This window comes from Clostridium aestuarii (genome assembly GCF_026735135.1).
Classification (GTDB): Bacteria; Bacillota; Clostridia; order Clostridiales; family Clostridiaceae; genus Clostridium_H; species Clostridium_H aestuarii.
On sequence record NZ_JAPQER010000001.1, the window covers coordinates 331,838 to 347,617 of the forward strand.

Here is a 15,780-nt window from a genome sequence, read left to right on the forward strand (position 1 = left end):
AATTTTTTCTCCCTACCTGTTTAATGTCAAAACAAATAATAACCCACGCTTATTTTCCCACTCCCTCTTCTGAATATTTTTTTTCAGTATCTATTTCATATGACCCTTCAAGCATATTAATATAAAGACCACCTTCTAATATCTTATCCACTGCAATTTTAAACTCATCCCCTACATCAGCATTTTTATATAAATAGTAATCTTTTATATTAACTGTAAAAGAATATTCATAATTTACATTATCAGGACTAGTTAGAGCATAAAATACTTCTTTATAATAATCTATAGGATACTCATCTTTTGATTTATCTCTAGGATTAGCTTCACCATCTAATGAAACAACTTTTGTAGCTTTTGCAAATGTATAAAAATCTACAAACTCAAAGCTATTAGGGTCAACTTTAACTTCTATAGGAATTTTTTCTATAAATTCTTCTTTTAAAGCTTTCCCCCCCTCCAAGTAGTATCCCATATATTTTCTAGGAATACATTCTGTAATAACATCATTTTTTAACCATACTCTATCTATTTCTCTACCATCTATGCTTAATTTTTTATCTAACACAATGGTATTTGTATTACCAGAATCATTGCCACCAGCATACCCAACTATTTTGCCCTTAATTAGTAATGTATCCTCTTCATTTTCTGTGTTTTTTTCTAACTTAGTTTCTTTTTTAACATCTTGTCCCTTTATATCCGTTGTTTTTTGAGATATGTTTTTTTGCGAACAACCAGCTACTGATAAAACTATCATTAAACAAAGTATTAAATTAATTAATTTTTTCATAATATCCCCCTGTTCATATTTATAATAGTCGCTTGTACATTCCAAACTTTATCAAAAAGGAGTTCCCCCTTTAATATCAAATATATATCGTAATAACACCATATTCTTATTAATTCATTAATATGTATATTGTTACATAATTGTTTTATCATTTTTCAAAAATTTACTGTATAAACTAAAAACCTTTCACGATCATCTAACTCATATAATTCATCTAGTTTAATCTCTTTTTTAAGAGTAAATGATGTGCAATTTTCTATGTAATATATATAATCTTCTGAAGGATAATATAGTATAATATCCACCGTTCTTTCAACTTCTTCTACAGAAATTAAGATATTTGAGATAACCTTCATAAATATCTGTACTGAAAATGGGTTGAAAAAATAAAATTTATTATCTGTTGGTTTTATTTGATAATTTTCTGCAAAACAATTTAGAAAATTTATTTTATCTTCTTTCTTATTATGTTTTTTTAAATAATCTTTCTTATTATAAAGAGCCCTATCATATAAATAATTATTCATTTCTATGCCTGTAACATAACACTCAAAAGAATAATTTAAATAAAAATTAAGTCTTCCTTTTCCACACCCAAAGTCAATTACACTATCATTTTCATTTAATTTATAATTTTTAAACAAAGTTTCTAAAGCATCATAAGAAGTAGCTTCATATCTATTATAATGAACTGAGTCATAGAATATTTTTTGATTTCCTGATGTTTTTATATTAAGAATTTTTTCAAACTGTTCATCACTCATAATTTTTTCTCCCTTGAAAAAACCTTCCTAACAATTTTTATTTTAAAATTCTTAGGAAGGTTTTTTATTCTTTATTCAATATTCTCTATAACCATGTTATATATATTTTCAGCAATACTTATACATTCATCAGCTTCTTCATCTGTTACAACAAGAGGAATATCTGCTGGATATCTTGTTTCAATATAATATTGATTCACAAATGCACAATCTTTTAAATATTTTTTAAATATATTTTTTACTTTTGATGATTCCTTACATAAATATATTAGACTATGTCCACCAACAATATATCCAAGATTTTTTAACAAAAACCCTTTTAATACTTTCTCTATACACTGCTGACAATGAAAAGCTACTATGTCATTACCACAATCATTGTCTTTTAAAACTTTTGCAGATTTTAAATCTCTTTCGCTTTTATTAATCCATTCTTTATATCTTAAGCTATCAACCATAGATACAAACCCCTTTTTCATTTATTAAATAAGCAAAACTCGTACTATCACATACACAATCGTTCCATTCAGATTCAGTATATATTAAAACATCAATAGGTATGCTGCTCTCAATATTTAGATATACATCAGTCAAGAGTTCTCTTTTATTTTCAGTATCTTTTATAATGCAAATATCTATATCACTTTTTGTTGTTGCTGTCCCTTTTACTTGAGAACCAAAAAGAATTATCTTTAAAGGAGAATATTTTTCTACTATCTGTTTTTTTATATTTACTATTTCTTTTTCAATAGTAACATTCATATAATATACCTCTCTTAAATTTTATATTATCTATTTTACCATAGATTTAGTATATTTATGTCCTCTATTATTTTTAAAAGTCTTTCTTTATTCATAATAACACATCACCTCTTCTAAAATATATAAAGTTTTCATTTTCTCTATAAGTTCTATCAGTCTCATCACACACAAAAAAATAGGTTGATTTGTCTTTACACAAATTAACCTACATTTCATTGGTTAGTCAAAAATCCTTTTATATATTGATGAATTTCTCTTTCAATATTTTCACTACTTTCTAAGAATTTAATTATATTCTCTATAGGTGGCTGCTTATATCTGTGTCCTATCTTATTTCTAATCAATCTTGCTGCATTTAAATAATTTCCTTGTTCCTCATTTAATATATTATTTTCTTTAAGCTTTTTTATTGCCTTATCTATTGATATACCGATTTCATACAAATTATATTCTTTTAAAAGCATCGATATAAAATCTTCATATATAATGAATAAACTTAAATATTTGTATTTTAAGCTGTTTGAGAATTCATTTTTTAATTCTGAATTATCCATATACTTTTTTAAAAATTTAATAGATTTTTGAATATCATTTGCTGTGATATCTAAATCATATATTAATTTTTTTAATCTCCCTTTATTCACTATCTAAAACCACCTTATCTAATATATACCAAAATTCTTCATTTTCTTTGTAAAGCCTGTCATATAATTCTAACGCTTCATCTAATAAATTGTCTTTAATTATTACTTCTCTACTATTTAAAGCTTCTATTTTAATCATATTATTAATACTTTCATCATTTATATCTATAAAATCTATACTTCTTCCTAATAGTTCTTCAAGTTCTAATGTAATATTTAATTCAATATTAAAAGGAATTTTATCTTCTGAAATTACTGCAATATCTATATCTGATTCTTCATTGAAGTTTCCTGATGCTAAACTGCCAAAAATGATAACATTAGTAATACCATTATTTAAAAATATACTTTTAAATAAATCGCTATGAATAATTTTAAGCACTTCATCTCTATTATTATCAGCTATAAATACTTCACTAAAGCTCACATAAATTCCTCCTTAATTTTACAACTGAAGAAATTGCATAATTAAAAATTTCAAATACAAAATGTAATTTTCTCAACTGTTAACTTTTATGAAAATTATTTGATTATATAAAACAATTATACCATAGTAAATACCTTATTTTAATAATATTACGTTGATACTATTATTTTTTACCGTTTTACGTTATAATAAAATTTATTATTTAAAATGGGGGGAAGCAAAAGATGAATACATTAGAAAAATTTATAAGCTATTATAAGCCTTATAAAAAAATGTTTTTTATGGATATGTTTTGTGCACTTATATTATCAGTTATAGATTTATCATTTCCAATAATAGTTAAATATTTGTTGAATGATATTTATGTAAAAGATACTAATGTAATACTTAAATATGCAATTATAATAGGGATTTTTATGTTTTTTATGTATGTGATAAGGTTTTTTTGCCAATATTACATAACATCTTGGGGACATATAATGGGAGCAAAGATGGAGGCGGATATGAGGGAAGATATATTTACTCACCTTCAAAAACTCTCTTTTTCTTATTATGATAATAACACTACAGGAAAGTTAATGTCTAGAGTAGTTACAGATTTGTTTGATATATCAGAGCTTGCTCATCATGGACCTGAAGATGTATTTATTTCTATACTTAAGATTGTAGGTTCTTTTATACTTCTCTTAAATATCAATGTTAAAATAACTCTTATATTGTTTGCAATAACACTAATTATGTTATATTTCTCTTATTTTTATAATAAAAGAATGCGATATATATTTAAAAAAAATAAAGCTAAAATTGCAAATGTTAATGCACAACTTCAAGATAGTTTCTCAGGAATAAGAGTGGTAAAATCATTTGCAAATGAAAATATAGAAAGCATTAAATTCAATAAAGGGAATAAAGAATTTTTAGATACCAAAGAAAAAAGCTATCATTTGATGGGACGTTTTTTTAGTATGAATGGATTTTTTCAAGGTATGTTATATCTTTCTGTAATAGTATTTGGAGGAATATTTATAAGTACAGGAGCTATAAAAGTTTCAGATTTGGTTGTTTATATATTATATATAAATATATTTTTAAAACCTATAGAAAAATTGGTGAATTTCACAGAACAATATCAAAAGGGAATATCAGGATTTGAGAGATTTTTAGAAATAATGAATACCAAGCCAGATATAAAAGATAAAAAAGGAGCAGTGAAAATAAAAGATGTTAAAGGGAAAATAGAGTTTAAAAATGTATCCTTTAGTTATGATAATAAGAATTCTATACTTAATAATATAAATATGAATGTGGAATGTGGAAAAACAGTAGCTATAGTTGGTCCATCAGGTAGTGGGAAAACTACATTTTGTAATATTATTCCTAGATTTTATGAAATATATGAGGGAATGGTTACTATTGATGGTATAGATATTAAAAATATTAAATTAAAGTCATTAAGAAGAAATATTGGAGTAGTTCAACAAGATGTATACATTTTTGGAGGAACAATAAAAGATAATATAGCTTATGGAAATTCAAATGCTACAGAAGAAGAAGTTATAAACGCAGCTAAAAAAGCTAATGCTCATGAATTCATAATGGAACTTGAAAATGGATATGATACTTATGTGGGTGAAAGAGGCGTTAAACTTTCAGGAGGACAGAAGCAAAGAATATCCATTGCAAGAGTATTTCTTAAGAATCCACCAATTCTTATATTGGATGAAGCAACATCTGCTCTGGATAATGAAAGTGAAAGATATATACAAAAATCTTTGGAGAAATTATCTCAAAATAGAACAACCATAGTTATAGCACATAGATTAAGTACCATAAAAAATGCAGATAAAATAGTTGTACTAACACAAGAAGGCATAAAAGAAACTGGAACCCATGATGAACTTTTGTTGAAAGATGGAGTATACGCTAAACTTTATAATATGCAATTTGAAGCAGTGTAAAAATATTATATTAGAGAAAAATTATGCAACAAGCCCTCTATCGTAGTTTCATGACTACAATAGAGGGCTTTATTAGTTATCTAAATACCGTACATATTATTATTTAGTATTAATAGAAATTTTCTTTCCTTTTTTTCTCCACTGTGCAAATTCAGCAACAGCAGTGAAAAGTGCATCTGTTGAAGAGTTAAGTGCAGTTTCACAAGAATCTTGAATAACTCCTATAACAAATCCTACACCTACTACTTGCATTGCTACGTCATTTGGAATACCAAACAAACTACATGCAAGAGGAATTAGTAGTAATGAACCACCAGCTACTCCAGAAGCTCCACAAGCACTTACAGCTGAAAGCAAGCTCAATATTAATGCTGTACCAATGTCTACTTTAATGCCTAATGTGTTAACTGCTGCAAGTGTTAATACAGAAATTGTAATCGCTGCACCAGCCATATTTATAGTGGCACCAAGTGGAATTGATACTGAGTAAGTATCCTTATCTAACCCTAGTTCTTCACATAAGGTCATATTTACTGGTATATTAGCAGCTGAACTACGTGTAAAGAATGCTGTAATACCACTATCCTTTAAACACTTTAATACAAGTGGATATGGATTTTGACGAATACCAATAAATGTAATGATAGGATTTACAACTAATGCCATAAAGAACATACATCCAACCAATACAAGAAGTAATTGTCCGTAATTTAGTAAAGACTTAATACCATGTGTAGCAATTGTATCAAATACTAGACCCATAATACCAAGTGGTGCAAAGCTTATTACCCATCTTACAACTTGAGATAATGCATCTGAAAAATTGCTAATCATTGTTTTAGTAGTTTCAGGTGCATTCTTTAACGCAAGACCAAGAAGTAATGCCCAAGCTAAAATACCGATGTAGTTAGCATTAAAAAGTGCTTTTACAGGATTGTCAACTACATTCATAAGTAATTTTTTTAATACTTCAGCAACTCCTCCTGGGGGCGATATACTATCAATACCTGCTCCAAGTGTTAGTGATACTGGGAACATGAAACTTGCAATAACAGCAACAAGTCCTGCTAAAAATGTTCCTAAAAGGTATAGAATTACAATTGATTTCATATTAGTTTTCTGACCACTCTTATGTTGAGAAATAGCAGACATTACTAAGAAAAATACCAGTATAGGTGCAACAGCTTTTAATCCACCTACAAATAATGACCCTAAAATAGCCACTGGTTTTGCTGCATCTGGAGCTATAATAGCTAAAATAATACCGACGATCAAACCTATAATAATTCGCTTAACCAAACTCATTTGATTCCATTGCTTTAATAAGTTTGTCATTTTCTACCTCCTATGATAATATAAAATTTTTTCTCTGAAAATAAATGTAATCAGCTTACAGAAAACAACATACAATTAATTAAACGTATTCTCTTCTTATGCTGAATACTCTTAACTTTCAGACAACACTGAAAGTTTAACACGAAATTTGTCTAATTACAAGGAAATTTGTCTAATTATAAGATGTTTTTTTCTTTAAATCTTCAATACTCATTTCATTATCTGATGAGTAGCAATAGTTGTTTATACCTTCTTAAAAAAATAGACTAAATCAGTGAAACCTTTGTGTTTAAAAGGTTTTCTAATTTAGTCCTAGTATAACAATCTCATTAATTATTATATATTCATAAAAAAACTTCTTAAGAATTTTAAAATAAAAACTCTTAAGAAGTTTGCTTTTTTAATATTATTAAATTACCAGTTTTTGAAAGTCACTTTTGAAAGTTCACAGTTATCTAAATTATTAGGTCTATATCCCTTAATAACTTGTATTAATAATTTATATAATGTAAAATCTACATCTATTTCATAAGCATTTCCTAACTTTTCACTTTTATATTTTAACTTTAATGTTGTAATGAATTTCTTAAGATCCGCCTCTTTGCTCTTAGGCAAATTACTTGTATCCGCTTTAAATTCAAGTTCTTCACTGATTTTATGTTCAATTTGGTCTTTATCAGCTCCACCATTCCATTTCACGATTCCATTTTTCACATTATCATATAAAGTTTTAAGTTTTAACTTATCTCCTCTATTCCAAAAATATAATCCTTCCATATAATTCTCATAAGCATGATCTTTTAAAGAGAATACATCTTCATTTTCACAAATATAATAGCTTCTAATAAATAATTTCAATAATTCATATTTTATTTTTTTATCTTCAATTTCTTCAAAACTCATGTGCTTAATCTTATCAATATACCCTTTAGGATAATCAATATACTCTTTAAAATAAAGTAATATATCTTTAGATTCATTAAAATTTATTATAAAATCATTTATCTTTTTATTTTTAATCTTTGAAGGATCTAAACTACTTAACGCTTCAAATATAAATGATAATTTTTTATGATTAAAAATAATATTGGGCATAAGTGATTTTATATAATTCAAATTATTAAGCTTAGAAATATTCTTTTTAAATACTGGAGAATTAACATTAATATATGATATTGGAACTATTAACTCATACATGAAATTTATTAATGCTCTTGTTGAGATTATTATCTTATTTTTAATAATACATTGAACTACTAAATCTGCTATTGATTCTTGTACCTTTTCATTGCTTAATAATTCATAATTAGCCTTAATAGGGCAGCAATCACAATTGCTACATTTAATACAATTTTTCTTATATGAATTATAGAAAATATTAAGTTCTGATACATCTGTAATTTTAGTTATTAAATCTTTTATATAATCTGAATGAACCTTACCATTTTTCAATGTAAACATATGGTAATCATTGAAATTAACAAATTGAAATGGACTATTTTCGTTAAAACTACTATCCACAATACTATTCTCTAAAATTTTCTTATCTTGAATATACCTCTTTAAAATAGAGAATTTTTCTCCATATTGAGAATCTATAAAGGCATTCAATTTCTCAATATTAATAGCTAATATAAGCTTTTTTTTACTTTTTTCAATTTTTTTATCACTGAAATCATTTAAAACTTTATTTAAATTATCCATTGATGTTTTATTTGACTCTAAATTTTCTATAGTATCATTATGAATAGTAAATTTCTCCATAACATCTGGATAATTATTATTAACATATGATATGATATGTTTTTTACCATCTCCAACACTACCACAAGCTAAAATTAATTGAGCTCTATCAGATTCATTTGCTTTAAATATTAAGCTTTCTAATTCTTTTTGAGCATCTCTTTCAATGTGCATATACCTTTTAAAAGGAGTAATTCCACCTAGTCCTTCAACACATTCTTTTGATGTCTCTTTTAATCTAGATAATTCTTGTATTAAACACTTTTCATCCGATTCTTTATCATCAATAATACTTTCAATCATAAGATCTTCAAAAATATCCTCTGCTTCATCTTTTTCATTCATATTAGAATTATCATCTATTGATACATCACTTTTATCAATTTCTTGTGTTTCTGTTATTGAACTCTCCATTTTTTTCATTAAATTTGATATCATTTCTGTATTGTCTTTTTTTGATGGTATTGGATTTTTATATGGATCAACTTCAAAATTATCATCAATATAATTTTGAATAAACCAACAAGTAATCTTGTAAATATTTTTATGTATATTTAAAGCTACTTCTAATTCTCTTTCAACATCAGTATCAATTTCTTCATTCCCAAGTATTCTAACCGCATGAAATAATTTATCTATTTCACCTTTTAAAACTCCATAACCTTCTAATTTTGTTAATCTTTCTATTTGAGTCATCTTAGTTAATAACCCGTATCCTTCTAACTTAGATACTTCTTGAATTAAATTTTCAGCAAAATTTTTCCCCTTAACAATCACGCTCTGTGGGGATGTAAATATTATTTTATTAAAATTTCTTATGTAATTATTTAAATATCTATAATCCTTATCTAAATAACTAAAAACATCGTTTTCCAATTATAAATCTTCCTTTCTAGTAATTTAACATTTACATTACTATATATAGTTTAACATATAATATCAGTATTATATGTTTTTATATATAATAGATAATGTTTCTTGTATCTAATTATTATCACTTAACTTTAAAAAGCCTTTGATTTTTAAAGGCTTTTTCATAAAATTACATTAGTTCTATTATACCACACTACTAGTTTTCATATAATACTTACATTCTTTTAAAAGTGGATATTTATTTGCTATAATATAAATAAAACAACTCAGTAAAAGGAGATCTAATGGATAAAGACGCAATAGTAGAACAATTATACACATCATTTATTGGTAAAGGGGAAATTTTTAATAGGAATTTTAATGAGATTCTTTTAAAAGCCTTAGATTCAGTAAGTGATGGGATATCCTTTTGTGATAAAAATGGATACTTGTTATATGTAAATAAAGCATGTTGCGAAATAGTAGGAGCTGACAAAGAAGAGCTACTTAATAAGAAAGTAGATAGTCTTTCACCAGACAAACCCATGTTAATAGAGGTTATTGAAAAGGAAAAAAGTATTATAGATATAGAGTATTTTTGGAATTTCAAAGGAAAAAAGACTCATCTTATAAATTCAGGCTATCCTATATTTGATGAAGATGGCACTATTATTGGTGCTATAGATATTTTTAGGAGTATTGAGCGTTCTAGAAAACTTGCAAATACAATTGCAGGACATCAAGCGTTTTTTATGTTTGATGATATTGTTGGTGAAAGCAATAATTTAAAAGAAGTTATAAATTTAGCTAAGACATTTTCAAAAAGTAATGAGAGCATCTTAATATATGGGGAAACCGGTACTGGAAAAGAATTATTTGCTCAATCTATTCACAATTATAGTAACAGAAAACGCAAACCTTTTGTTGCATTAAACTGTGCAAACTTGCCAAATGAACTTATAGACAGTGAACTTTTTGGATATGAAGAAGGTGCTTTTACTGGAGCCAGAAAAGGTGGAAAACCTGGAAAGTTTGAACTGGCAAATGGAGGAACATTGTTTCTTGACGAACTAGGAGAAATGCAGATCCATATTCAGGCTAAATTATTGCGTGTACTTGAAACTATGTGCATAAATAGAATTGGTGGAAACAAACCTATAAATGTAGATGTAAGAATAATAGCTGCTACGAACAGGAATTTAGAAGAAATGGTTGAAGAGGGAAAGTTCAGAAGAGATCTTTATTATAGATTAAAAGTTTTATATCTTGAAATTCCTTCTTTAAAAGATCGAAAACATGACATATTATTACTTGCAGACTATTTTGTAAAGAAACTTGTAAATAAGGGAAATAAGTATGTTAAAGGTCTAGATAATAAGGCAAAAGAAATGCTTATGAAACATAGTTGGAAAGGAAATGTTAGAGAACTTGAAAATGTAATATCCCGATCCATGTTTATATGTGATGGAGAATGGATTACAGAAAGTGTACTTGTTACTGCTGGATTTCAAGAACTAAAATACGAAGAGATAATAAAAAAGGAATCAATAAAAATAAGCAAGGATATTTTAATGAATACATTAAATTCAACTGAAGGCAATAAGAAAAAAGCAGCTGAAATTTTAGGTGTTTCTAGACCAACATTATACAAATTTTTAAAAAAGTATGGTTTATAACTGAGTGTAAAGTGTTTACATGTAAACACTTTACACTTAATATTTTATAGAAAGCACTTATAATCAGCAGTATTTTAAAACACGGAACGAACCAAAGTGTAAACCATTTTACACTTTGGTTCGTTTTTTTATATATAAAAACATACTGTAGCCCTGATAATATAAAGGTTAACAACATGCAATTCATATTTTGGAATACTTCTTGCATATAGAATATTTAAGAGTAAATATGTACCCTGAATTAAGGCATCTTCAAAAACGACCAATCAATATAGTATTCTATTTTTCAGATGCCTAACTTAAAGGAGGAACCAAAATTGAATAAAAATATTGATAAATGTATATCTATTGTAGAAAAAGATAAAAAAATATATGCACAATCAGGTAAAATTCCATACTTTCCATTGGCTGTTAAAAAAGGACATGGAGCAATAATTGAAGATGCTGATGGTAACGAGTATATTGATATGCTTTCCAGTGCTGCTATGCTTAACACTGGAAACTCCCACCCTAAAATTGTAGAGGCAATTACAAATCAAGCAAAAGATTTTATTCATTATATTTATCCTTATGTATATCATGAACCACTTGTAGATCTTGCAAAAGAAATTATAGATATTACTCCTGGAAATTTTGAAAAAAGAATTATATTTGGACTTACAGGGTCTGATGCTAATGATGGAATGATAAAATTTGCACGGGCATATACAGGAAGAAGTAAAATGATATCTTTTATAGGATCTTATCATGGTTCAACATACGGAGCTATTTCTCTTTCAGCATTAAATCTTAATATGCGCAGAAAAATAGGTCCTCTAGTTCCTGGGATGCATCATATACATTACCCTGACTGCTACCGTTGTAGATTTGGTAAAAAGCAATGCAGCTGTAATTTAGAATGTATTAACGAACTTGAAGATGCATTTAAATATTATTTACCACCAGAAGAAGTTGCCGCTGTATTAATAGAACCTATAGCTGGAGATGCAGGATTTATAATACCTCCTAAAAAGTACATGGAGAAACTTTATAGTATCTGCAAAGAAAATGGGATATTATTTGTAGTTGATGAAGTACAGCAGGGATTCGGAAGAACTGGAAAATGGTTTGGAATAGATAATTTTGATATAGAACCTGATATGGTTGTGCTTGGAAAATCAATTGCATCAGGTATGCCTATGAGTGCTATTGTAGGAAGAAAAGAAATCATGGAGTCTTTAGACGCACCTGCTCATACCTTTACTGGAGCAGCAAATCCACTTTCTTGTAAGGCTGCCATTGCAACACTTGAAGTTATACGGGAAGAAAAACTTATAGACTGTTCAAAAACTTTAGGTGAATATATGAAAACACGTTTTAAAGATATGCAGGAAAGATATGAAATCATTGGTGATGTACGCGGTATTGGAATGACTATAGGGGTTGATCTTGTTAAAGATAGAATTACTAAGGAAAGAAACACTGATGCAGCTGCAAAAATTTGTTATCGTTCATGGGAAAACGGCGTGTTAGTTACTTTTATTTCAAGCAATGTTTTAAGAATACAACCGCCGCTTGTGATAAGCAAAGAACAGATTGATAAATCACTAGATATTATTGAAGAAGCTATAAAAGATTACTTAAAAGGTAATATTCCTGATGATGTTTTAGAATTTTCAAAGGGTTGGTAAAAATAAATATATTCTCTTCATTTGGGGAAACATAAGATTATTATAGTAAAGGAGGTTTTTTTATGCACAATTTTAAACTAAATGATTTAAAAGAAATACATGTAGGTAATTTACCTGCTGCAAAAATGGGAATTATAGATAGTTTGTCAGGAGAAGATTCTCACAAACCTCAAATAACTCCTGAACATATTGCATCTTATAGACAAGGTCATGAATTAGGCAGTGAAATAGAAAATCTGTTAAAAGGCGACCAAAGTACACGCTCATATAAAGTTGAAGATTAATAAAAGTACAAGAAACCCTTTGTATTTTCGATAAAAATATCATTTTGGGAAATGTATATATGTAAAAAACCTTCTTAAGAACTTATATTCTAAAATTCTTAGGAAGGTTTACATAAATATATTCTTAACTCAAATATCATTTATTTTCCATGATATCTATTAAGCATTTCTTCTAATCTTTGCTCTTCCACTTGCTTAATTAAGCTGATATTGTAGTTATAATATTTTGTTATAATATAAATGAAATAACGTAGAACAATTCTCTGTGTAATAAAAAATAAATTTTCTTATTCTCATTATTCCCCTAGCATATATTAAAGGGCTTATAAGCCCTTAACATATCCGCTGAATATATCATTGATTTTTTATAAGATTAATTCTTTTACAAAAAAACAGGAACTCATTTGTAGAAATTTATCATAATTTAGTATAAAATTAAAAAGAATAGATTTTTGTGATATCCAATGAAATGAGGAAATATTATTGAATACTTTTATGAAAAAATTTTTACTTTTATGTACATTAATAATTTCATTACTTTTTAGCTGTTCATTTACTTTTAATACCAAATCAACTTCTTATAAAAAAATTGATAAAATAAAGGTGGTTATGGATGATAATTATCCACCTTATGTATTTAAAGATAGCAGCGGAAATCTTCAAGGTATTATCATAGATCAATGGAAACTTTTTGAAAACAGAACAGGAATAAAAGTAGAAATCTATGCAACAAATTGGGACAAAGCTCAAATTTTTATGGAAAGAGGAACATTTGATGTAATAGATACTATTTTTTTTAATGAAAAAAGAGCAAAAATGTATAACTTTTCAAAGCCATATGCCAAAATAGAAGTGCCTATTTTCTTTAATAAAAATATTTCAGGAATAAACAGTGTTGAAACCCTAAAAAGTTTTGCTGTAGCTGTAAAAAAAGGTGATTATAGTGTAAATTTTCTTAAAGAAAAAGGTATTACTGATTTTCATGAATATGACAGCTACAAATCTATGATTATTGCTGCTAAAAATAAAGAGGCAATTGTTTTTGTTATGGACAAACCACCAGCTCTTTATTATATGTATAAAATGAAAATTGAAAACAACTTTAAATATTCTGATTCTCTATATACTGGTGAATTTCATAGAGCCGTTAGAAAAGGAAATCCTGAGCTGTTAAAAGTTATTGAAGATGGTTTTTCATTAATTTCAAATAGAGAATATAAGGAAATCGACAGAAAATGGATAGGAACTTCTCCTATCAATCCCGAATTTATATATTACATGATAATTATGTTAATTGCTATCATCAGTATAACACTTTTGCTTATTTTTTGGAATCGAATGCTTAATAAAAATGTTAAAGAAAAAACCTCTGAGCTTACCAAACTTATTAAAGAATTGAGCACTAGTGAAAATAGAATTAGAGCATTATTTAAAGCACTTCCTGATATGGTTTTTGTAATTAATCTAGATGGAATATTTCTTGATTATCACTCTGAGAATACTCAAGACCTTTATGTTCATTCTAATAAGTTTATTGGAAAGTCTATTAGCGATATATTTCCTGATGAACTATCTGATAGATTTATACAATGTATAACTGTTCTATTTGAAACTGGTAAAACCCAAGTTGAAGAATATTCATTAGATATACATGGTGAACTTCATCATTTTGAAGCTCGCTTGGTACAATGTGATGCAGATAGCGTAATGGGCATAGTTAGAGACATAACAGAACGCAAAAAATCTGAAGCTCATATATATAAAATGAGTATGCATGATAATTTAACTGGTCTTAATAATAGAAATTATTTTGAAAATGAATTAAAACGCTATCAAAATAGTACAGGAAATTTATATGGTTTTGCAATGGTTATATGTGATCTTGACGGTCTAAAATTAGTAAATGATACTCTTGGTCACTCTGTAGGAGATGAATATTTATGTACTGTTGCAAATATACTTCGCTCCTGTTTTAGGAAACACGATGTGATTGCAAGAATCGGTGGAGACGAGTTTGGTATTTTAATGAATAACACTTCTCAAGAAGAAATTGAAAAAATTAAAATAAACATAAATAAAAACATTGAGCATGTAAATCACACCAATAAACTAGTTCCTTTTAGTATTTCTTTTGGTTATGAAATGTATAAAGAAAAATATAAAGACTTAGGAAAAATGTTTAAAGAAGCAGATAATTATATGTATCGTGAAAAACTGCATCATCACCAGAGTACCAAAAGTGAAATTGTTCAGGTATTAATGAAAATGCTAGAAGCACGTGATTTTATTACCGAAGGCCACGGCGAACGTTTACAGAAGCTAGCAACTAAACTTGCAAAATCAGTAGGTATGTCAGCCAATGAAATTAAAGATATTTCTTTACTAGGACAATTTCACGATATAGGAAAAGTTGGAATTTCAGATGCTATACTTTTTAAACCTGGCAAGCTTAATGAAGAAGAAGCCTCAGAAATGAAAAAGCATACAGAGATTGGTTATCGTATTGCTCAGTCTTCACCAGACCTTATGCACATTTCTGATTGGATTTTCAAACATCATGAATGGTGGAATGGTCAAGGATACCCCTTGGGTCTAAAAGGAGAAGATATACCTATTCAATGTAGAATACTTTCAATTGTAGATGCTTACGATGCAATAATTAATGATCGGCCTTACAGAAAAGCATTAAAAAAGGAAACTGCTATAGCAGAAATTAAACAATGTGCTAGTATCCAATTTGATCCAATGCTTGTAGATAAATTTATTGATATTCTAAATAAAGATTTATAAGTTGAATAATCAAAAACCTTCCTAAGAATTTTTATTCTAAAATTCTTAGGAAGGTTTCTATTAATATCTTTTTAATACTTTTGTA

13 protein-coding genes are annotated in these 15,780 nt (G+C 27.2%); 5 read left to right on the forward strand and 8 right to left on the reverse strand.

Annotated features, from left to right (window positions below; genetic code table 11):
- Positions 1-49 precede the first annotated feature (49 nt).
- The 6 genes from OW763_RS01385 to mntA form a co-directional block, all read right to left on the reverse strand.
- Entirely contained in the window at positions 50-790 is a 741-nt protein-coding gene (locus tag OW763_RS01385; RefSeq protein ID WP_268039271.1) for a hypothetical protein, read from the reverse strand.
- 155 nt (positions 791-945) lie between these two features.
- Positions 946-1,554, reverse strand: coding sequence for a methyltransferase (locus tag OW763_RS01390; RefSeq protein WP_268039272.1), 609 nt, complete (start codon positions 1,552-1,554; stop codon positions 946-948).
- Between the two features lie 71 nt (positions 1,555-1,625).
- Positions 1,626-2,012 carry a HEPN domain-containing protein gene (locus tag OW763_RS01395; RefSeq protein WP_268039273.1) on the reverse strand — a complete coding sequence of 129 codons (387 nt, stop codon included), beginning with the start codon at positions 2,010-2,012 and terminating at the stop codon, positions 1,626-1,628.
- Entirely contained in the window at positions 2,005-2,316 is a 312-nt protein-coding gene (locus OW763_RS01400) for a nucleotidyltransferase domain-containing protein (protein ID WP_268039274.1), read from the reverse strand. The genes OW763_RS01395 and OW763_RS01400 overlap by 8 nt, the downstream gene beginning before the upstream one ends.
- 212 nt (positions 2,317-2,528) lie before the next feature.
- On the reverse strand, positions 2,529-2,960 hold the full coding sequence (locus OW763_RS01405; protein ID WP_268039275.1) for a hypothetical protein: 432 nt from the start codon (positions 2,958-2,960) through the stop codon (positions 2,529-2,531).
- On the reverse strand, positions 2,953-3,387 hold the full coding sequence (gene mntA / locus OW763_RS01410) for a type VII toxin-antitoxin system MntA family adenylyltransferase antitoxin (protein WP_268039276.1): 435 nt from the start codon (positions 3,385-3,387) through the stop codon (positions 2,953-2,955). Before mntA ends, OW763_RS01405 begins: the two co-directional genes overlap by 8 nt.
- A 224-nt stretch (positions 3,388-3,611) precedes the next feature.
- Between mntA and OW763_RS01415 the strand changes: the two genes are divergently transcribed.
- Positions 3,612-5,345 (forward strand): ABC transporter ATP-binding protein, encoded by a 1,734-nt coding sequence (locus OW763_RS01415; protein ID WP_268039277.1) that lies wholly within the window; start codon positions 3,612-3,614, stop codon positions 5,343-5,345.
- A gap of 99 nt (positions 5,346-5,444) precedes the next feature.
- Here OW763_RS01415 and sstT read toward each other — a convergent pair whose 3' ends face one another.
- Both sstT and dptF read right to left on the reverse strand, forming a co-directional pair.
- A complete protein-coding gene (gene sstT, locus OW763_RS01420; protein ID WP_268039278.1) occupies positions 5,445-6,680 on the reverse strand; it encodes a serine/threonine transporter SstT in 1,236 nt (411 codons plus the stop codon).
- A gap of 414 nt (positions 6,681-7,094) precedes the next feature.
- Positions 7,095-9,299 carry a DNA phosphorothioation-dependent restriction protein DptF gene (gene dptF / locus OW763_RS01425; RefSeq protein WP_268039279.1) on the reverse strand — a complete coding sequence of 735 codons (2,205 nt, stop codon included), beginning with the start codon at positions 9,297-9,299 and terminating at the stop codon, positions 7,095-7,097.
- Positions 9,300-9,580: 281 nt separating this feature from the next.
- Between dptF and OW763_RS01430 the strand changes: the two genes are divergently transcribed.
- The 4 genes from OW763_RS01430 (at position 9,581) to OW763_RS01445 (ending at position 15,695) form a co-directional block, all read left to right on the forward strand.
- Complete coding sequence (locus OW763_RS01430; RefSeq protein WP_268039280.1) at positions 9,581-10,951, forward strand: sigma-54 interaction domain-containing protein; 1,371 nt, start codon at positions 9,581-9,583, stop codon at positions 10,949-10,951.
- Positions 10,952-11,268: 317 nt separating this feature from the next.
- Entirely contained in the window at positions 11,269-12,621 is a 1,353-nt protein-coding gene (locus tag OW763_RS01435) for an aspartate aminotransferase family protein (RefSeq protein WP_268039281.1), read from the forward strand.
- A 62-nt stretch (positions 12,622-12,683) separates the two neighbouring features.
- Positions 12,684-12,905 (forward strand): hypothetical protein, encoded by a 222-nt coding sequence (locus OW763_RS01440; RefSeq protein ID WP_268039282.1) that lies wholly within the window; start codon positions 12,684-12,686, stop codon positions 12,903-12,905.
- Between the two features lie 483 nt (positions 12,906-13,388).
- A complete protein-coding gene (locus OW763_RS01445) occupies positions 13,389-15,695 on the forward strand; it encodes a diguanylate cyclase domain-containing protein (RefSeq protein WP_268039283.1) in 2,307 nt (768 codons plus the stop codon).
- The last annotated feature ends 85 nt before the right edge of the window (positions 15,696-15,780 follow it).